At 73.5% G+C, this 19,463-nt stretch carries 18 protein-coding genes; 13 read left to right on the forward strand and 5 right to left on the reverse strand.

Going from position 1 to position 19,463, the window contains the following annotated elements; all coding sequences use genetic code 11:
- Positions 1-201 precede the first annotated feature (201 nt).
- The 7 genes from ssd (at position 202) to HA073_RS30470 (ending at position 5,315) form a co-directional block, all read left to right on the forward strand.
- Positions 202-1,305, forward strand: a complete 1,104-nt coding sequence (gene ssd / locus HA073_RS03860; RefSeq protein WP_166455712.1) for a septum site-determining protein Ssd — start codon at positions 202-204, stop codon at positions 1,303-1,305.
- Positions 1,302-2,504: a TadA family conjugal transfer-associated ATPase gene (locus tag HA073_RS03865; RefSeq protein WP_166455713.1), complete on the forward strand. Its 1,203-nt coding sequence runs from the start codon at positions 1,302-1,304 to the stop codon at positions 2,502-2,504. The genes ssd and HA073_RS03865 overlap by 4 nt, the downstream gene beginning before the upstream one ends.
- The gene (locus tag HA073_RS30460) at positions 2,501-3,514 is read left to right on the forward strand and encodes a hypothetical protein (protein ID WP_309227983.1); all 1,014 of its coding nucleotides are present in this window, start codon (positions 2,501-2,503) and stop codon (positions 3,512-3,514) included. The genes HA073_RS03865 and HA073_RS30460 overlap by 4 nt, the downstream gene beginning before the upstream one ends.
- Entirely contained in the window at positions 3,514-4,242 is a 729-nt protein-coding gene (locus HA073_RS03875; protein WP_113972185.1) for a type II secretion system F family protein, read from the forward strand. The genes HA073_RS30460 and HA073_RS03875 overlap by 1 nt, the downstream gene beginning before the upstream one ends.
- A gap of 22 nt (positions 4,243-4,264) precedes the next feature.
- On the forward strand, positions 4,265-4,432 hold the full coding sequence (locus HA073_RS03880) for a DUF4244 domain-containing protein (protein WP_013283643.1): 168 nt from the start codon (positions 4,265-4,267) through the stop codon (positions 4,430-4,432).
- A gap of 92 nt (positions 4,433-4,524) precedes the next feature.
- Positions 4,525-4,935 (forward strand): TadE family type IV pilus minor pilin, encoded by a 411-nt coding sequence (locus tag HA073_RS30465; protein ID WP_369830107.1) that lies wholly within the window; start codon positions 4,525-4,527, stop codon positions 4,933-4,935.
- The gene (locus HA073_RS30470; protein ID WP_166455714.1) at positions 4,932-5,315 is read left to right on the forward strand and encodes an Rv3654c family TadE-like protein; all 384 of its coding nucleotides are present in this window, start codon (positions 4,932-4,934) and stop codon (positions 5,313-5,315) included. Before HA073_RS30465 ends, HA073_RS30470 begins: the two co-directional genes overlap by 4 nt.
- 71 nt (positions 5,316-5,386) lie before the next feature.
- Here the strand turns inward: HA073_RS30470 and HA073_RS03895 are convergent, their stop codons facing one another.
- The 3 genes from HA073_RS03895 to HA073_RS03905 all read right to left on the reverse strand — a co-directional run bounded on the left by HA073_RS03895 (position 5,387) and on the right by HA073_RS03905 (position 9,052).
- Positions 5,387-5,965 carry a hypothetical protein gene (locus tag HA073_RS03895; protein WP_030503750.1) on the reverse strand — a complete coding sequence of 193 codons (579 nt, stop codon included), beginning with the start codon at positions 5,963-5,965 and terminating at the stop codon, positions 5,387-5,389.
- 141 nt (positions 5,966-6,106) lie between these two features.
- Positions 6,107-6,313, reverse strand: coding sequence for a hypothetical protein (locus HA073_RS03900; protein ID WP_043327245.1), 207 nt, complete (start codon positions 6,311-6,313; stop codon positions 6,107-6,109).
- 243 nt (positions 6,314-6,556) lie between these two features.
- Complete coding sequence (locus HA073_RS03905; RefSeq protein WP_166455715.1) at positions 6,557-9,052, reverse strand: DEAD/DEAH box helicase; 2,496 nt, start codon at positions 9,050-9,052, stop codon at positions 6,557-6,559.
- A 133-nt stretch (positions 9,053-9,185) separates the two neighbouring features.
- Here HA073_RS03905 and HA073_RS03910 point away from each other — a divergent pair, with 133 nt between their 5' ends.
- The 6 genes from HA073_RS03910 (at position 9,186) to topA (ending at position 16,967) form a co-directional block, all read left to right on the forward strand.
- A complete protein-coding gene (locus HA073_RS03910; protein ID WP_013283649.1) occupies positions 9,186-9,536 on the forward strand; it encodes an STAS domain-containing protein in 351 nt (116 codons plus the stop codon).
- Positions 9,536-9,973 (forward strand): ATP-binding protein, encoded by a 438-nt coding sequence (locus HA073_RS03915; protein WP_043327241.1) that lies wholly within the window; start codon positions 9,536-9,538, stop codon positions 9,971-9,973. The genes HA073_RS03910 and HA073_RS03915 overlap by 1 nt, the downstream gene beginning before the upstream one ends.
- Before the next feature lie 306 nt (positions 9,974-10,279).
- Complete coding sequence (locus HA073_RS03920) at positions 10,280-12,628, forward strand: sodium-translocating pyrophosphatase (RefSeq protein ID WP_166455716.1); 2,349 nt, start codon at positions 10,280-10,282, stop codon at positions 12,626-12,628.
- A 102-nt stretch (positions 12,629-12,730) separates the two neighbouring features.
- Positions 12,731-13,273 carry a hypothetical protein gene (locus HA073_RS03925; protein WP_043327238.1) on the forward strand — a complete coding sequence of 181 codons (543 nt, stop codon included), beginning with the start codon at positions 12,731-12,733 and terminating at the stop codon, positions 13,271-13,273.
- Positions 13,264-13,872, forward strand: a complete 609-nt coding sequence (locus HA073_RS03930; protein ID WP_166455717.1) for a hypothetical protein — start codon at positions 13,264-13,266, stop codon at positions 13,870-13,872. Before HA073_RS03925 ends, HA073_RS03930 begins: the two co-directional genes overlap by 10 nt.
- A gap of 269 nt (positions 13,873-14,141) precedes the next feature.
- Complete coding sequence (gene topA / locus HA073_RS03935) at positions 14,142-16,967, forward strand: type I DNA topoisomerase (RefSeq protein WP_166455718.1); 2,826 nt, start codon at positions 14,142-14,144, stop codon at positions 16,965-16,967.
- A gap of 46 nt (positions 16,968-17,013) precedes the next feature.
- On the opposite strand, the gene HA073_RS03940 is transcribed toward topA, so the two are convergent.
- Both HA073_RS03940 and HA073_RS03945 read right to left on the reverse strand, forming a co-directional pair.
- Positions 17,014-17,934: a DUF559 domain-containing protein gene (locus HA073_RS03940; RefSeq protein WP_069088098.1), complete on the reverse strand. Its 921-nt coding sequence runs from the start codon at positions 17,932-17,934 to the stop codon at positions 17,014-17,016.
- A 111-nt stretch (positions 17,935-18,045) separates the two neighbouring features.
- Positions 18,046-19,362 carry a D-arabinono-1,4-lactone oxidase gene (locus tag HA073_RS03945; RefSeq protein WP_281605233.1) on the reverse strand — a complete coding sequence of 439 codons (1,317 nt, stop codon included), beginning with the start codon at positions 19,360-19,362 and terminating at the stop codon, positions 18,046-18,048.
- Positions 19,363-19,463: the final 101 nt, after the last annotated feature.

Below are 19,463 nucleotides of genomic sequence, written 5' to 3' on the forward strand. Positions count from 1 at the left end.
TCCGTTACTGATCATCCCCGTAGTCAATGGCTGACCGTGCGTTCGCTGCTAAACCCTCGCGCCACATAGCAGATCCACTCCTCCGCCGAGGTCTGTCCACATCGCATTCCGCCGTCCACAGGGGAGTCCGCATCTCCCGCATTCGGCTCATCGGCCGGGCAGGCTGCCGGGCACGTCCGAGTCCGACCGAGGGAGACAGCCATGCCGCCCCGCACTCCGCTCCCGCCGTACCGTCGCCTGCCTCTGCTCGTCACCTCCGACGGCGACCTTCTCGACGAGCTGTTGCGACTCGCGGCCGCCGGTGGCACCGAGGTCGAACTGGCCGCCGACCCGGCGGCCGCCCGGGCCCGCTGGGCGCCGGCGCCGCTGGTCCTCATCGGCGCCGACCAGGCGGCGGCCTGCCTGCGGGCACGCCTTCCCCGCCGCGCCCGCACGGTCCTGGTCGGTCGCTCCGGAGAACTCGATCCGGGTACGGAGTTGGCCGAGCTGATCGGCGCGGAGCACGTCGCGACACTGCCGGCGGCCGAGCCCTGGCTGATCGACCGGTTCGCCGAATGCGGGGCCGGCCCGGCGGGTCCGCCGTCGGGGCGGGTGGTGGCGGTGCTCGGCGGGCGGGGCGGCGCCGGGGCCAGCGTGCTCGCCGGCGGGCTCGCCGTCACCGCGGCCCGGTCACGCCTGCGCACGCTGCTTGTGGACGCCGACCCGCTCGGCGGAGGCCTCGATCTCGTACTCGGGTGGGAGCAGCTCGACGGGTTGCGCTGGCCCGAGCTGGCCGGCACGGACGGGCGCGTCGACCCGCCGTCGCTGGTCCGCGCGCTGCCCAGCCGAGGCGACCTGGTGGTGCTCTCCTGGGATCGCGGGGACCTGCGGCACCTGCCGGCCGAGGCGATGGCCGCCACTGTCGACGCCGGCCGTCGCGGGCGGGACCTGGTCGTGCTAGACCTGCCTCGGCACCTCGACGACGCGGCGGTGATCGCGCTCCAGGCCGCCGACCGCGCGCTGCTCGTCGTACCGGCCGAGCTGCGGGCGGCAGCCGCGGCAGCCCGGGTCGCCACCCTCGCCGCGCCGCACTGCGTCGACCTGTCGGTGATCGTGCGCGGCCCGGCGCCCGGCCGCCTCCGCGCGGCCGAGGTGTCCCGGGCGCTGGGCCTGCCGCTCGCCGGCACGCTGCGGCCCGAGCCGGGGCTGTGCCGAGGGCTGGAGCGGGGCGAGGCGCCGGGCGCGAGCGGCAAGGGCCCACTCGCCGTCCTGTGCCAGCGGCTCGTGGACGAGCTGGTCGGGTCGTCGGCGGCGGGTGCGGCATGACCGGGCCGGCCGACCCCGGGGAACTGGCCGTCCGGGTCCGGCACCGGTTCGCCGCCGAGGCGACGCCGGTCACCCCGGCGGCGATCGTCTCGGCCGTACGCGCCGAACCGGCGACCGCGGTGCTCGGCGACACCACGTTGCTGCGGATCGCCGACCGGGTCCACGACGACCTGATCGGCGCCGGTCCGCTCGCGCCGCTGCTCGCCGACCCGCAGGTCACCGACGTGCTGGTGAACGGGGTACGGGTCTGGGTCGACAGGGGGCAGGGGCTGCGTCAGGTGGCGGTGCCGCTGGGCACGCTCGACGACGTGCGCCGGTTGGCGCAGCGCCTCACCGCCGCTGCCGGACGCAGGCTGGACGACGCCGCGCCGTACGCCGACGCGCGGCTGCCCGACGGCACCCGGTTGCACGCCGTGCTGCCGCCGGTGGCGACCGACGGGCCGTACCTGTCGCTGCGTACCTTCCGGCAGCGGCCGTTCACCCTCGACGAGCTGGTGGACCGGGGCACGGTTGCCCGGCCGGTCGCGCCGCTGCTCGCCGCAGTGGTGGCCGGCCGCCTCGCGTACCTGGTCAGCGGCGGCACCGGCTCCGGCAAGACGACGCTGCTCAACACGCTGCTCGGGCTGGTGCCCGGCACCGAGCGGATCGTGCTGGTGGAGGACGCCGCCGAGCTGCGGCCGGTGCACCCGCACGTGATCGGGTTGCAGGCGCGCACCGCGAACGTCGAGGGCGCCGGGGCGGTAGGGCTCGGTGACCTGGTCCGGCAGGCACTGCGGATGCGGCCGGACCGGCTGGTCGTGGGCGAGTGCCGGGGCGCCGAGGTGGTGGACCTGCTCGCCGCGTTGAACACCGGCCACGACGGCGGGGCGGGGACGCTGCACGCGAACGCTCCGGCCGACGTCCCGGCCCGGCTGGAAGCGCTCGGGATGCTCGGCGGTCTGCCGCGCCTCGCACTGCACGCGCAGGTCGCCGCCGCGCTGCAGGTCGTCCTCCAGCTCCGCCGGACCGGCGAGGGACGGGTGCTGGACTCCATCGGCCTGCTGCTGCCCGACGGCCCCGACCGCGTGGTGACAGTGGTTCCGGCCTGGGTACGAGGACGGGGTCCCGGTCCGGCGGCCCGTGCGCTCGGCGCCCTGCTGCGGCAGCGGGGTGTGCCGGTGCCGCCGGTCCTCCAGGTGCCCGGGGCGGAACCGTCGTGACCGCGCAGCTCGGGCTGGTGGCGCTGCTTCTCGCGGTCGCGGCAGCGGCCGTCGCCTGGCCGGTACGCGCGGGTCGCGCCCGGCGACTGGCGGTCCTGGGCGGCGGTCCGGCCCAGCGGGCAGGCGGTTCGCGCCGTCCGCTCGACGCCGGGCCGCAGTCGTCCGGCCAGCCACCGGGCCGCGCTCGGGAACCACGTCGGCCCGGAGCCGGGCACCCGGCACATCAGTGGATCAGCCTCGGCCCTGCCGCCGACCGGGCAGGGCAGTGGACCGGCGTCGGGCCTGCTCCCGAGCCGGCGCAACGGGCAGGGAAGCGGGCCGGCCTCGGGCCTGCGTCCGCGCTGGCGCATCGGGCACGGCGGTGGGTCGGCCTCGGCCCGGGGACGCTCGCGGCGGACGGCGACCGGGCCGCCGGTCCGCCGGTCCTGTTCACGCCTCGACGCGCGCTACCCGTGGCGGCGCTGCTCGGCGCCGTGTCCGGGGCGCTGCTCGGCGGTCCGGTGGCGGCCCTGGCGCTGGCCACCTACGGCGTCCTCGCGGCCCGGGCGGTGCTGCGTCGGCGTACCCGAAGGGCGGCCGCGCTCGCGCATCGCCGCGACCTCGACCGGCTCGCCGCCGTCGCCGCCGACCTGCGGGCCGGGCTGCCGGCCGACCTGGACGACGGGCCGGGCCGGGTCGCGCGCCTGGCCCGGGCCGCCGGGAAGCTGGGCGACCGCACCGGAGCGCCCCTGGCCGACCTGCTGGAACGGATCGAGGCCGACGCCCGCGCCGCCGACCGGGGGCTCGCCGCTGCCGCCGCCCAGGCGGCCGGGGCCCGGGCGACCGCCTGGCTGCTCGCCGCGCTGCCCCTGGGCGGGATCGGCCTGGGCTACGGCATCGGGGTGGACCCGGTGGCGGTGCTCCTGCACACGCCGGTAGGTGGCGGCAGCGCGCTGGCGGCCGTCGCGTTGCAGGTCGGCGGGCTGCTCTGGGCGGAGCGGCTCGGCGTCACACCCGGGCGGGCCGTCTGATGTCCCGCCAGGTGCTGGCCGCCGTGTGCCTCGGTGGCGCCGCGTCGCTCCTGGTCGTCGCCGTTCCGGCGGCCCGCCCGGCCCGGCGGTTGCGCCGGCTCGCCCCGGCGCCCCGGCGGCCCCGCCCGGCCTGGTGGCCGGATCGGGTACGGCTGGGCGCGGCGCTGGCCGGGCTGGCCGTGCCGGTGGTGGTCGGCGGCTGGACCGGTCTGTTCCTCGGGCTGCTGGCCGGTGTCGCCGCCGATCGCCTGCTCCGGCGGATCGAGCCGCGCGCCGTCCGGGACCGACGGCTGCGGGAGACGGCCGATCTGCCGCTGGCCGCGGACCTGCTGGCCGCCGCGCTGCGGGCGGGCGCGCCGGTCGACCGTTCGGCGCTGGCGGTCGCCGAGGCGCTCGGCGGTCCGCTCGCTGACCGGCTCGGCCGGGTGGGCCGCACGCTGGGCCTGGGCGGTACGGCAACCGAGGCATGGGCGCACCTGAGCTGCGTGGCCGGGGCCGAACCCGTGGTCGCGGCGGCGGTCCGGTCGTCGAACAGTGGTGCCGCGTTGGCTCGCGCGTTGACCCGGCTCGCCGACGACCTCCGCGCCGAACGGTCGACCGCCGCGGAGGCGGCCGCCCGGCGCGCGGGCGTGCTCATCGTGCTGCCGCTCGGGCTCTGCTTCCTGCCCGCCTTCATTCTCGCCGGTCTGGTGCCGGTGATCGTCGCTGTTCTCGGCGACGTGCTGTGAACCATCGAGAAGGGACTACGACATGCGCAAACTCCTCACCCGCCTGCGGGGTGACGCCGGCATGAACACCGCCGAGTACGCCGTGGGCACGCTCGCCGCGGTCGCCTTCGCCGGGATCCTGTTGAAGGTGCTGACCTCCGGCAACGTGCAGTCCGCGCTGACCGCCGTCATCGACCGGGCCCTGAAGTGATCCGGCGCCGGTGGGCCGGCCGCTGGTTTCCCGCTCCGGCGCACCCGCTGGGCGTCCCGGCCGAAGCGGGCCCGATCCGCGGCGCTGCCGGCATCCGGGCCGGGGCGGTCGGGCGTGCCCTCGTCCGCCTGCTCCGCCGGGGACGTTCGTGGGCAGCGTGCGAGCGGGGCTCCTTCACCGCCGAACTGGCGGCCGGCCTGCCGGCGCTCATGCTGCTGCTCGTCGCGGGGCTGACGGCGGTGAACGCGGTCGGTACCCGGGTCGGCTGCGTCGACGCAGCCCGGGAGGCGGCGCTCGCTGCGGCCCGGGGCGAGTCCGGCGAGGTCGCCGGCCAGCGGTACGCCCCCGACGGTGCCGAGGTGTCGGTGACTGTGGCAGGCGACCGGGTCACGGCGACGGTTCGGGCGCCGGTCCGGACGTTCGGCGCGCTGCTGCCGCGACTGAGCGTGTCGGGGCAGGCGGCAGCGGCTGTGGAACCCGGCGCGCCGGGGCCGGTGCCGTGACGGCCGTCCGGGCGTCGTGCCGAACCGCCGCCGAGCGGGGCGGAGCCACTGTGTGCCTGCTCGCGATCGGGCTGGTGTTCGTGCTGGTCGGGATGTTCGGCGCGGCGCTCGGGGCCGCCCGCTGTGCTCGGCACCAGGCCCGCAACGCGGCGGACTTCGGGGCGCTCGCCGGTGCCGGGCGGGTGCTCGACGGCGTCGAGGGCGCGTGCGCTCGCGCGGCCGAGCTGGTGGCGGCCAACGGCGGCCGGATGACCGGCTGCCGGATCGACGGGCTCGATCTGATCGTCACGGCGCGGGTACGTGTCGAGCCGCTGCCCGGGCTGACCCGGGACGCCACCGCGACGTCCCGGGCCGGGCCGGCCCGGGACACCGACGGTTGAGGCGGCCGAGCCGGGGGCGTCGATCGCTGGCGCTCCGGGCTCGGCCGGCGGGTGGAAAAGGTGGCGCGGGGTCAGCGGGACTGGAGCGCGTCCAACCCGACGGCCATCGCGATGACCAGGCGCCGGTCGATCTGCGGGTGGTGGATGTCGACGACGTACCGGTCGCGCAGGCCCCACTTCTTGTCGACCGAGAACACCGGCTGGCCACCGGCCACGAAGTCGAAGTGGTACGGCAGCCAGGAGAGCGAGTCGACGAACCGGCGCAGCAGCGCGACCGGCAGGCTGCGCTCCTGCCCGGTGGCCGGCGGCAGCCCGGGCTGCTCGACGTGCCACGTCGAGCGCAGCAGCGACTGCGCGAAGTCCTTGCGGAACAGCCCGATCGGGTTGCCGGCGTGGTCGGTCACGTCGTATGTGGCGCCGAGGTCGAGCCGCTGCCGGGCCTTGAACCCGAGAAGGGGGTACTGCTTGGAGTCGTCGGTGTAGATGGTCACCTGCTCCTTGAAGGCGAGCCGCTTCTGCTGCGCGAACGCGAGCAGCCCGGCCTCGGAGCCGTCGGGTGCCGCGGCGTGCACCTCGTACTGGTTGACCATCATCCGGATCCGCTGTCGGACGATGAACCGGTTATGGGCCTGCAGGTTGTCGAGCGACATCAGATCTCCTTCGAGGGGTCGCCGGAGTCTCGCACAGCAGGCCCGCCGCCGCTTGCCCCCGCTCGCGCCAGGATCACCGCTCGCGAGGGCCTCCGGCTTCCGGGCACCCACCCACCCCACAAGGCGAACGACGACGAAAGGTCAACGACCGCCGTCGACCGTGGCCTTCATCGCCCAACTGTTCAGCACCTGGTGAATGCCGCGCAGGCGCTCGTTGATCTGCTCCAGCCGCTCCGCCTGGGCGAGCGTGGCCAGCGCGGTGCCCAGCGCGATCTGCTGGTCGGGGGTTAGGTTTTCCTGGTCGATGGTGTAGAGCAATTCGACGGTCTCGGCGATCGTGTCGGCCACGGCGGCACCTCCGGCGGGACGGGTCTGGGGTCACCTGCGCTACCGGAAATGATGCATGGAAGCGCTCCCATACATCAATGCCCCGAGGGCCCTGCCCTCATGCACCCGTCCCACCAACCAGACTCCCGGGGCACGGCCCACCTTGATCGACACCAGTTCGGCGAAGTGGCGGGGTCCAGCACCCGCCGATACAGCAACCTCCCCGAACTGGCGGGAGGCCCCACCCGACGGGCGCGGACCAGGTCAGGCGGGTGGGCCGCCGGCCGTCTGAGCTGGGCGGGCCACCCGGTCGCCCTGCCGGGGCAACACCTCGCCGCTCCGCGGGCCGTCCGCCTCCGGGCCGGCACCCGCCTCCGGGCCGCCCGCCTCCGGGCCAGAGGCGGGCGAATCCGGGTCAGACACCGCGTCCGGGCCGCCGACCGTGGCGAGATTCGCCAGCACCACGTCGAGGACCTTCACCGCCTCTGCCTTCGCCAGCGGATTGTTGCCGTTTCCGCACTTCGGGGACTGGACGCAGGACGGGCACCCGGTCTCGCACCCGCACTCGGCGATCGCGTCCCGGGTGGCGCGCAGCCAGGCGGCGGCGGTGCCGTACGCCCGCTCGGCGAAACCCGCCCCGCCGGGATGCCCGTCGTAGACGAAGACCGTGGGCGCCTCGGTGTCCGGGTGCAGGGCGGTGGACAGCCCACCGATGTCCCAGCGATCGCAGGTCGCCATCAGCGGCAGCAGGCCGATGGCGGCGTGCTCGGCGGCGTGCAGCGCGCCCGGCACGTCGGCCGCCTCGACACCGGCGGCGGTCAGCGACTCGGGGGAGAGCGTGAACCACACCGCGACGGTGCGCAGCTCCCGGGCCGGCAGGTCGAGCGGGCGGGTGTCGATCACCTCGCCGGTGACGATGCGCCGCCGCTGGTACGACACCACCTGGCTGGTCACGTCCACCTCGCCGAGGAAGAGCCCGACCGGGCCGGCGTCCACGTACGAGCGGACCGACACCACCGACAGTGAGGTGACGTCGCGGGCGTGGGTGGACCAGTCCGGCTCCTCGGCGTGCACCAGCGCGCACCCGTCGGCCAGGTCGAGTGAGTCGACCACGTACGAGACGCCCTGGTGCAGGTAGACCGCGCCGGTGTGCAGCAGGAAGTGCGACGATCCGCCGTCGACGGTGCCGAGCAGCCGGCCGGTGGACTCCTCCACCACGCAGACCGGGGCGCCGCCCTCGCCGCGCAGGTCGACCTCGGGGCGTTCCCGGTGCCGCCAGTACCAGCCGGTGGGCCGCTGCCGCAGCGCTCCCGCCTCGACCAGCGAGTCCACCGCCTCCTTCGCGCCCTCACCGAACAGGTCAAGGTCGGCGGGGGTGAGCGGGGACTCGTGGGCGGCGCAGGCGAGCTGCGGCGCGAGGACGTACGGGTTGGCGGGGTCGAGCACCGTCGCCTCGACCGGCCGCCCGAACAGCGCCTCCGGGTGGTGCACCAAATAGGTGTCGAGCGGGTCGTCCCGGGCCACCAGCACGGCGAGCGCCTCGTCGCCGGAGCGCCCGGCCCGCCCGGCCTGCTGCCACAGCGACGCGCGGGTGCCGGGCCAGCCGCAGATCAGCACCGCGTCCAGCCCGACCAGGTCGACGCCGAGTTCGAGTGCGTTCGTGGAGGCGAGCCCGAGCAGGTCGCCGTGCAGCAGCGCCCGTTCCAGCTCGCGGCGTTCCTCGCGCAGGTAGCCGGCCCGGTAGGCGGCCACCCGCTCGCCCAGCCCTGGTACCGCCTCGTCCAGCGACCGCCGGGCGTTCGCGGCGACCACCTCGGCGCCCCGGCGGGACCGCACGAACGCGAGCGTGCGTACCCCCTCGACCACGCTGTCGGCGAGCAGGTCGGCGGTCTCCCGCAGCGCGGAGCGCCGGACCTGGACGAGGTCGGCGTCGGGAGCCGAGTCGGAGGGCGGCAGCAGCGGCGGCTCCCAGAGCGCGAACGTCACGCCGCCGCGCGGCGACGTGTCCTCGGTGACGGCGGTGACTGCTAGACCGGTGAGCCGCCCGGCCGCCGTCGCCGGGTCACCCGACGTGGCCGAGGCCAGCAGAAACACGGGGGTACGCCCGAAACGGGCGCACTGCCGCCGCAACCGCCGCAGTACGTGCGCGACGTGTGAGCCGAAGACGCCCCGGTAGGTGTGGCACTCGTCGACCACCACGTACGCGAGGCGGCGCAGGAACCCGGACCAGTGGGCGTGGCCGGGCAGGATGCCGTGGTGCAGCATGTCCGGGTTGGTCAGCACGAACCGGGAGTGCCGCCGGATCCACTCCCGTTCGGCGCGCGGAGTGTCCCCGTCGTAGGTGGCGGGGCGTACCCCGTCGAGGTCGAGACCGGCGACGGCGCGGAGCTGGTCGGCGGCGAGCGCCTTGGTCGGCGCCAGGTAGAGCACAGTGGCGCGCGGGTCGGCGAGCAGCGTGCTCAGCGCGGGCAGCTGGTACGCCAGGGACTTGCCGGACGCCGTGCCGGTGGCCACCACGACGTGCCTGCCGGCGTACGCCAGCTCGGCGGCCTCGGCCTGGTGCCGCCACGGGGCGGTGACGCCGCGCCGCGCGAACGCCGCCCGCAGTTCCTCCGGCGCCCAGCCGGGCCACCCGACCGGCTCGCCGGTTCGGGCCGGGACGCGCTCGACGTGGGTGACCGGGTCGGTGGAGTGCCGCAGCCGCAGCCGGCGCAGCAGCTCACCCGGAGCACGCCGCGGGCCGGGGCTGTGGTCGGTCACGTCCTGCACTCTCGCACTGGTGTTCGGAATTGGGAACCGCAGGGTGGGGGTAAGGGAGGGGCGTGGCCGGTGATCCGAGAGGGCCGCACGGGGGATGGTTAGATGCCCTGGAGAGTTTACCGAGGAGGGGCCGATGGAGCTGTCGCTGGCGACCCGCGCCGTGGGGGAGCACACGGTGCTCGAGGTCGGTGGTGAGGTGGACGTCTACACCGCCCCCCGCCTGCGGGAACGGCTTCTTGAGCTGATCGACGGCGGGGCCCGCCACGTGGTGGTCGACCTGGGCCGGGTGGACTTCCTCGACTCGACCGGACTGGGCGTGCTGGTCGGCGCGCTCAAGCGGCTGCGCTCGGCCGGCGGCTCGTTCGCCCTGGTCTGCGACAAGGAGCCGCTGCTCAAGATTTTCCGGATCACCGCCCTGGACCAGGTCTTCCCGCTGCATCCGACGGTCGACGCGGCCATCGCCGCCGACTCCACCGGCGCGTGATGGCCACCGTCAAGCTTTCCTTCTCTCCGGCCCCGGTGCACGTGCGTACCGCACGCCTGGTCGGCGTCGCGGTGGCCCGGCGGGCCGGCGTACGCGAGGACCTGCTGGACGAGGTGCGCCTGGCCATCGGTGAGGCGTGCACGCGGGCGGTCGCGCTGCACCGGCAGTACGGCCTGGCGGATCCGGTGTACGTGGAAATGTCCGACACCGGTGGCTACACGGTCCGGGTGGTGGACCGGGCGCCGATCGAGGCGGGCCTCGGCCTGGCCGCGCTCGGGCCGGACGAGCTGGCCAAGGAGTCGCTGAGCGAGGACGCGCTCACCACCGGGGTGGGCTTCGCGCTGCTCGCCGGTTTCGTGGAGGACCTCCAGGTCCGCCCGGTCGACGAGGGCGTCGGCACCGAGGTCCGGATGACCTGGCCGGCCGGACGCGCCTGACCCTTCCGTTCACGTAGGCCGCGTTCCCCGCACGGGGAGCGCGGCCTCGTCGTGTTGACCGGGCCATATATCAGATTTCTTCGTATAACACAGTTACGAAGATCATCGAGACACGGTGCCCCCTGCCTGTGACCCTCGCCACGCCGGAGGGCTACAGTACCCGGGTTGTCAGCAAGTGATCCCGTCCCGTAGCCAGCGGGAACGGTCCGCCGGAGTGGGTTGGCGCGCGCTTGCGAGTCCGCATCCAGGCGTCGGCCCGTGCGTCTCCACCGGCCGGCGCGAGTTGTTCGGTACAGGAGGACATAGATGTCCGGGACCTTGGCCGCTGACGGCGGCGCACTGTCCCTTACCGGAGCCAACGTGACGTACGTCGTCATCGCCGCGGTCATCGCGCTGGTGGCGCTCGTCTTCGCGGCCGCCCTCACCAGGGCGGTCCTGGCGGCCGGTAAGGGAACCACAAACATGCAGGAGATCTCCGGCGCGGTGCAGGAGGGCGCGTCGGCGTACCTGCTGCGGCAGTTCCGCACGCTGGCGATCTTCGTCGTGATCGCCGTCGTGCTGCTGTTCCTGCTGCCGGTGCACGACACCGACGGCAACGAAACGCTGGTGAAGCTCGGCCGCTCGGCGTTCTTCGTGGTGGGTGCGCTGTTCAGCGCGTTCATCGGCGGCGCCGGCATGTGGCTGGCCACCCGCGCCAACCTGCGGGTGGCAGCGGCCGCGCGGGAGCGCGAAGGCGGACGCGAAGGCGCCATGAAGATCGCCTTCCGCACCGGCGGCGTGGTCGGCTTCCTCACCGTCGGCCTCGGTCTGTTCGGCGCGGCGCTCGTCGTGCTGATCTACCGGGGTGACGCCCCGACCGTGCTGGAGGGCTTCGGTTTCGGCGCCGCGCTGCTCGCCATGTTCATGCGGGTCGGCGGCGGCATCTTCACCAAGGCCGCCGACGTCGGCGCCGACCTGGTCGGCAAGGTCGAGCAGGGCATCCCGGAGGACGACCCGCGCAACGCCGCCACCATCGCCGACAACGTGGGCGACAACGTCGGCGACTGCGCCGGCATGGCCGCCGACCTGTTCGAGTCGTACGCGGTCACGCTCGTCGCGGCGCTGATCCTCGGCCGGGCCGCGTTCGGTGAGACCGGCCTGGTCTTCCCGCTGATCATCTCCACCATCGGCGTGCTCGTCGCGATCGTCGGCGTCTTCATCACCCGGCTGCGCGCCAGCGACCGCAACGGCCTGACCGCCATCAACCGGGCCTTCTACCTCTCCGCGCTCATCGCCGCGGTGCTCGTCGCGATCGCCGCGTTCGCGTACCTGCCGGCCACGTTCGCCGAGCTGGAGGGCGGGCTGACCGACGTCGACCGCAACCCGCGGCTGGTGGCCATCGGCGCGGTCGTGATCGGTATCGTGCTGGCCGCCGCGATCCAGGCGCTGACCGGCTACTTCACCGAGACCAACAGGCGCCCGGTGCAGGACATCGGCAAGAGCTCGCAGACCGGCCCGGCCACCGTCATCCTCGCCGGCATCAGCGTCGGCCTGGAGTCGGCCGTCTACTCGGCGCTGCTGATCGGCGCCGGCGTGTTCGGCGCGTTCCTGCTCGGCGGCAGCTCGATCACGCTGTCCCTGTTCGCCGTCGCGCTGGCCGGCACCGGCCTGCTCACCACCGTCGGCGTCATCGTCGCCATGGACACGTTCGGCCCGATCTCCGACAACGCGCAGGGCGTGGCCGAGATGTCCGGCGACATCGACGAGCACGGCGCGCGGACGCTCACCGAGCTGGACGCCGTCGGCAACACCACCAAGGCGATCACCAAGGGCATCGCGATCGCCACCGCCGTGCTGGCCGCCACCGCGCTGTTCGGCTCGTACACCGACACGCTGCGCTCCTCGTACGAGGACGCGGGCGTCAGCGACGTCGGCAACGAGATCCTCAACTCGCTCAACGTCGCCAACCCCCGCAACCTGGTCGGCCTCATCATCGGCGCCGCGGTGGTCTTCCTCTTCTCCGGCCTGGCCATCAACGCGGTGTCCCGCTCGGCCGGCGCCGTGGTGATGGAGGTGCGCCGCCAGTTCCGTGAGCTGCCCGGCATCATGGACCGCACCCAGCGGCCCGAGTACGGCAAGGTCGTGGACATCTGCACCCGGGACGCCCAGCGCGAGCTGCTGACCCCCGGCCTGCTGGCCATCCTGGCCCCGATCGCTGTCGGCTTCGGCCTCGGCCCGGGCGCGCTGGCCGCGTACCTGGCCGGCGCGATCGGCGCGGGCACGCTGATGGCGGTGTTCCTGGCCAACTCCGGTGGCGCCTGGGACAACGCCAAGAAGCTGGTGGAGGACGGCGCGTACGGCGGCAAGGGCTCCGACGCGCACGCCGCCACCGTCATCGGCGACACCGTCGGCGACCCGTTCAAGGACACCGCCGGCCCGGCGATCAACCCGCTGATCAAGGTGATGAACCTGGTCTCGCTGCTGATCGCGCCGGCCGTGGTGGCCTGGAGCGTGGGCAACGACCAGAACAACCCGCTGCGCATCACGATCGCCGTGGTCGCCGCGCTGATCATCGCGGGGGCCGTGGTGTTCAGCAAGCGCAAGGGCGTGGCGATGACCGACTCGGACAGCGACGCCGGCAAGCCGGACCAGCGCCCGGAGACGGTCAACGCCTGAGGTCCACGCGACGGCTCCCGGCCGGTCCCGGCCGGCCGGGAGCCCCGTGCCCGGCAAACCTGAGCGGTGGCGGTTCCGCCCGGAGGTCGTACGCTGCAACGCATGCGTACGCGCCGGGCGGCAACCGCCGGAAAGCTCACGGTGGTCCTGGCCACGCTGGTCCTCGTCGTCGCCGGGTGCGGCGGCGGCCCGAGCCCCCGGGTCTGGGCCGCGTCGGTGTGCCAGGCGCTCACCCCGTGGCGCGCGGAGATCTCCAAGCTGACCAGCAGCACCCAGCAGCAGATGACCGCGCAGACCACTCCGGCGCAGGCCAAGGAGAACCTGGTCCGGCTCTTCGCCGGCGCCGAGCAGGCCAGCGAGACGGCCCGGCGCAAGGTCGAGGAGGCGGGCGTGCCCGAGGCCGAGCGCGGCGCCGAGGTGTCCGCCGGGTTCCTGGGGTCGCTGAGCAAGATGCGCGACGCGTACGGCCGGGCCCGGTCCGCCATCGACGGGCTCGACACCGCCCAGGCCGGCCCGTTCTACGACGGCGTGCGCGCCGCTGTGGACACGCTCAACAAGGAGTACGACGCGAGCGCGCTGGACACCAGCAAGCTCAACTCGACCGAGCTGAAAGAGGCCTTCGACGAGGTCCCGGAGTGTCGCTGACCCCTCCCACCCCGAAACCGGCCCGCCAGCCCTCGCTGTTCTCCACCGAGGCGGCCGATCCCGTGCTGGCGGATCTCGCCGGCCTGCTCGCCGGGCCCGGTGAGGTGGGGCGGATGGGCGGAACAGCCCGGATCTCCGTGGTGGTGGACGCCGCCTGGCGGGTGCACGTGCTGGTGGCGGAGCTGGGCGCCCGGGGCGTGCCGGCGAGCTGGGAGCCGACCGAGGACGGGCGGCACCGGGTGCGTACCGCGTACACGAGCATGCTGGCGCCGCTCGCGCGGGCCTGGCTGCGCGGGGCGGTGAAACGGCCACCGGCCCGATTCCACCTGGACGGGCGGCGGCTGCGGCTCTGGGCGGCCGCGGCCGGCACGGCCGAGCCGGCCGGGTTCCGGCTGCGGCTCGGACCGGCCGACGAGCCGTGCTGGCCGGTGGTGCGCGCCGCGTTGGCGGCGGTCGGCCTGCCGGCCGCGTTCGTGGAGCCGGACGAGGGCGGGCCCGCGTTCCGGATCGGCGGGCGGCGCATGTCGCGGCTCGCCGAGTTGGTGGGGGAACGGCCGGTCACGGCGCCGGCGGCGGAGTGGCCGGGCGCGCCCGGCTGACCGTCCGGTGTCCGAACCCGGACACCCGGAGACGGCTCCGCCGGGTGTACGCGATCGTCACAGTGACACGCCTGCCGCCCTACCCACGGTGTACCGTGACGCCGTCCGGCAGGGTGCGGCCGGCGGTCGCCGGGAGAGCGGCCCGTTTGCCGCCCACGAAACCCGGAACGCGGACGGCGCGTTACGTTGGACATCCGGACCGCCCGTGGTCCGGGTGGCGCAACACGGCCCGAAGCGGGCATGGCGTAGGAGTGAGGTCGGGGAGAGACGTGCCGAGCAACGCTGGAACCACCCGTCTGGTCATCGTCGAGTCTCCGGCGAAGGCCAAGACGATCTCGGGCTACCTCGGCCCGGGGTACGTCGTGGAGGCCAGCTTCGGCCACGTCCGGGACCTGCCCCGCAACGCCGCCGACGTCCCGGCGAAGTACAAGGGTGAGCCCTGGGCGCGTCTCGGCGTCGACGTCGACAACGGCTTCCACGCGCTCTACGTGGTGTCGCCCGACCGTAAGCAGCAGATCAGCAAGCTGGTGAAGCTGGCCAAGGAGGTCGACGAGATCTTCCTGGCGACGGATGAGGACCGCGAGGGCGAGGCCATCGCCTGGCACCTGGTGGAGACGCTCAAGCCCAAGGTGCCGGTCAAGCGGATGGTCTTCCACGAGATCACCAAGCCGGCCATCCAGGCCGCGGTGGCCAACCCCCGGGAGATCGACCGCGACCTGGTCGACGCCCAGGAGGCACGGCGCATCCTCGACCGGCTCTACGGGTACGAGGTATCGCCGGTGCTGTGGAAGAAGGTCATGCCGAAGCTGTCGGCGGGCCGGGTGCAGTCAGTGGCGACCCGGATCGTGGTCGAGCGGGAGCGCCAGCGGATGGCGTTCCGCACCGCCGAGTACTGGGACATCCTGGCCACGCTCGCGGTGGCGAAGCCGGGCGAGGGCCCGCGCACGTTCAACGCCACGCTGGTCGCGCTGAACGGTGACCGGATCGCCACCGGCAAGGACTTCGAGCCGACCACGGGTCGTGTTCGCGCCGGCGCGGGTGTCGTCCACCTCGACGAGGGCGGGGCCCGGGGGCTGGCCGCCCGCCTGGCCGACCGGCCGTTCACCGTCACCCGGGTAGAGGAGAAGCCCTACCGCCGCCGCCCGTACGCGCCGTTCATCACCTCCACGCTCCAGCAGGAGGCGGCCCGCAAGCTGCGGTTCTCGTCGCAGCAGACGATGCGCACCGCGCAGCGCCTGTACGAGAACGGCTACATCACCTACATGCGTACCGACTCGGTGAACCTGTCCGAGACCGCCATCGCGGCGGCCCGCCGGCAGATCGTCGAGCTGTACGGCGAGCGCAGCGTGCCGCCGGAGCCGCGCCGCTACACCGGCAAGGTGAAGAACGCGCAGGAGGCGCACGAGGCGATCCGCCCGGCGGGCGACAACTTCCGCACCCCCGGCGAGGTGGCCAAGGAGCTGTCCGCCGAGGAGTACAAGCTCTACGAGCTGATCTGGCGGCGCACCATCGCCTCGCAGATGACCGACGCGGTCGGCTCCAGCGTGTCGGTGCGCATCCGTGCCGTCTCCTCCGCCCAGGAGGAGGCCGACTTCGGGGCGACCGGCAAGACCATCACCGACCCGGGCTTCCTGCGCGCGTACGTCGAGTCCAGCGACGACGAGAACGCCGAGGCCGAGGACGCCGAGCGGCGGCTGCCCACGCTGGTCAAGGATCAGCCGCTGACCGCCGACGAGCTGGCCGCGCAGGGCCACCACACCCAGCCGCCGTCGCGCTACACCGAGGCGTCGCTGGTGAAGGCCCTGGAGGAGCTGGGCATCGGCCGCCCCTCCACGTACGCGTCGATCATGCAGACGATCCAGGACCGCGGGTACGTGACCAAGCGCGGCCAGGCCATGATCCCCACGTTCCTGGCGTTCGCGGTGATCGGGCTGATGGAGCGGCACTACCCGCGCCTGATCGACTACGACTTCACGGCCAGCATGGAGAACGAGCTGGACGAGATCGCCGGTGGCGACCACGCCGCCGTCGACTTCCTCACCTCCTTCTACTTCGGCAGCACCAACGGCACCGGCGACCAGGCCATCGCGCACGCCGGTGGCCTGAAGAAACTGGTCACCGAGAACCTCAGCGAGATCGACGCGCGCAGCGTCAACTCGATCCCGCTGTTCACCGACGACGAGGGCCGCGAGGTCGTCGTCCGGGTCGGCCGGTACGGGCCGTACCTGCAGCGGGCGCTCCCCGGCTCGGTTTCGGGCACGGCCTCGGTTTCGGGCTCGGCCTCGGGTGAGGGCGAGGGCGAGGAGGGCGGCTCGCAGGGTGACCGGGCGCCGATCCCGGAGGGCCTCGCGCCGGACGAGCTGACCCCGGAGAAGGTGCACGAGCTGTTCCTCGGCGGCGGCGGTGAGCGCAAGCTCGGCGACGACCCGTCGACCGGCGAGCCGATCCTGCTCAAGTCCGGCCGGTTCGGCCCGTACGTGGCCAGCGGTGAGCGCAAGTCGTCGCTGCTGCGCTCGCAGTCGCCGGACAGCCTCACCCTGGAGCAGGCGTTGCAGCTGCTGCGCCTGCCCCGGCTCATCGGCGTGGCCCCGGACGGCACCGAGGTGTTCGCCAACAACGGCCGCTACGGCCCGTACGTCAAGCGCGGTGACGAGTTCCGCTCGCTGGACTCGGAAGACAAGATGTTCACCGTCACGCTGGACGAGGCGCTGGCGTTGCTGGCCGCCCCGAAGACGCGCCAGCGCCGGGCCGCCGCGCCGCCGCTGCGGGAGATGGGCAACGACCCGCTCACCGAGAAGCCGCTGGTGATCAAGGACGGGCGCTTCGGGCCGTACGTCACGGACGGCGAGTTCAACGCGTCGCTGCGGCGCGGGCAGACGCCGGAGGAGCTGACGCTGGAGCAGGCGTCGGAGATGCTCGCCGAGAAGCGCGCGAAGGGCCCGGCCCCGAAGAAGAAGGCCGCAAAGAAGGCCGCCCCGGCCAAGAAGGCAACGGCGGCCAAGAAGACGACGGCCGCCAAGAAGACGACCGCGGCGAAGAAGGCCCCCGCGAAGAAGGCGGCCCCCAAGAAGGCGACCTCAACCCCGAACGAGTGATCTTGGTACGGAGTCGCCCCTGGAAGGGCGTTTCCGTACCAAGATCTCAGCCGGGCCAGCCTGCGGATCGCAGGGCGGCACGCAACTGGGTGATCACGCGGGTGGGGTCGTTGCGGACGGCCCAGGCGGGGAAGCGGAGCACCCGGTCACCGGTGGACCAGACGTCGTTCTGCCGCTGCATGTCCGCCCAGGCGGTCCTCGGGTCGAAGTGCTGCCCGCCGTCGATCTCGACGTGCACACGCCACCGCTCGAACCAGACGTCGAGGTAGCGGCGCCGCCCGGTGGCGTCTCGCCGCACGACCTGGAGAGACGGTTCGGGTAGCCCGGCCCGCCGGACTAGATCGAGGAAGTCGAGTTCGGCGAGGGAGTGGGCGCCGCCCGCCGCGTCGGTGGCGGTCGTCAGGATCAGGCGGTGGCGACGCGCCCGGGGAAGCCGTTCCAGCACCCGGTGCAGGTCGTCGCCCCAGACCAGGCGTTGCTGGAAGCCCGCCGCGATGACGGCCCGTGCCTCCTCGTCGGTCGCTGCCCACTGCGCCGCGTCGACGAGCGAGCGGGCCGGCATGGTCCGGCGGGGCCGGCCGATCGCGAGCACGTCCTCCGGCGGTAGCACTGTGGTGCGGTGGACCCGTACGCCAGGTGGTATCGCCCGGGTCTGGTGCCGGGCCGGCAGCAGCAGATGGATGAGTCGGCTCTCGTAGCGCCTGAGCCCCCAGCACTGGGCTGCGGTCAGCCCGCCCAATGTCGCGGCCGGTCCAGCCGCCAGCACCGCGATCCAGCGCCGCTCATCCGGGCCGACGGGACCGTCGTGCGTGACGTAGACCCGGGGGTGCACCTGCCGCCAGCGCCCGCTGGCGATGCGGTGCCGAATCGTCTTCTCGGACAGGAACCGCCGAGCCTGCGCCGCACCCAGCACTCGCGCCTGACGGAAGAGCAACCAGCTCAGTTCCCCCGCGTCGTCCCCCGGCATCTCCACACCGGCAACCCCACCCGAACAGCACCCGTCACGCTGCCCCTGTGGACAACCGCCGAGATCTTGGTACGAAGACGCCCCTCGATGGGCGTCTTCGTACCAAGATCTTCAGGAGCCCAGGACCTGGGTCAAGTACGGGTTCTGGAAAAGGTTGTGGGGGTCCAGGCGGGTGCGGACGGATCGGAAGTCTTCGAATCTCGGGTAGGCGGTGGCCAGCGACTCCGCATCGCGCCAGTGCAGCTTGCCCCAGTGCGGGCGGCCACCCAGCTCCGTCGCCACCTGCTCGAACGCGCGAAAATAAGGCTCGTACGGCATGCCCACGTACTGGTGCACGGCGATGTACGCGGAGTCCCGCCCGTACGAGTGGGACAGCCAGATGTCGTCGGCGGCGGTGAACCGCACCTCGACCGGGAACAGCACCTTGAACGGCAGCCGGTCCACGATCCGGCGCAGCTCGGCCAGCGCCGTGGGCAGCGCCTCGCGCGGCAGGCCGTACTCCATCTCCACGAAGCGGACCCGGCGCGGTGTGCAGAAGACCTGGTCGGAACGGCCGGTGTAGGTGCGTTCGGTGAGCGCGCGGGCGGAGACGGCACTGATCGTGGGGGCGAGGGCGGGTACGGCGCGGCCGAGGCGGCAGGCGCCGGCGAAGACGGTGTTGGAGAGGAACTCGTCGTCGAGCCAGCCGCGCCAGCCGGGCAGCGGCTGGTCGTCGGCGGGTACCCGGTCGTTGGTCTTGACCTGCACCCGGTCGGTGTACGGGAACCAGTAGAACTCGGCGTGGTCGTGCGCCTCGTACAGGCCGGGCAGGTCGCCGAGCACCTCGGCGAGCGGGGCGGGGCGTTCGTGCGCGCGCAGCACGAAGGCGTCGACGCAGCGCAGCGTGACCTCGACCAGTACGCCGACCGCGCCGAGCCCGACCCGGGCGGCGTCGAAGACGTCGCGGTTCTCCTCGGCCGAGCAGCGCAGCACCTCGCCGGTGCCGGTGACGAGCGTCAGCCCAGCCACGAAGGTGGACAGGCAGCCCAGTTTCGCCCCGGTGCCGTGGGTGCCGGTGGAGAGCGCGCCGGCGATGGTCTGGGCGTCGATGTCGCCGAGATTCGGCATCGCCAGGCCGTGCCCGGCGAGCAGTTCGTTGAGCGTGTGCAACGTCATTCCAGCCGGTACGGTGACCAGGCGGCGCGCCACATCGACGGTGACGTCTGTCTCCAGTTCGGCGAGGTCGATGCGGTGCCCGTCGGCCACAGCCGTGGCGGTGAAGGAGTGGCCGCTGCCGGTGGCCCGGACGGTCCGGCCGGCCGCGGCGGCCTGACGGACCGCCTCGACGACGTCGGAGACGCTACGCGGGCGCACGGTGAGGAGCGCGGAGCTGTGCTGGTTGCCGGCCCAGTTGGACCAGGTGGCGGTGGTACCGGTCATCGCGGCCACTCCTCGACATGAATATGAACTGAATTCATATCAGGAACGTTGTGCCTGGTAAATACCGCAATCGAGCCCGGCTCGTTGTACCGGTAGTCACAGACTCGTGA

Origin of the sequence: Micromonospora sp. CMU55-4, assembly GCF_011602315.1 — a bacterium.
Lineage (GTDB): Bacteria > Actinomycetota > Actinomycetes > Mycobacteriales > Micromonosporaceae > Micromonospora > Micromonospora chalcea.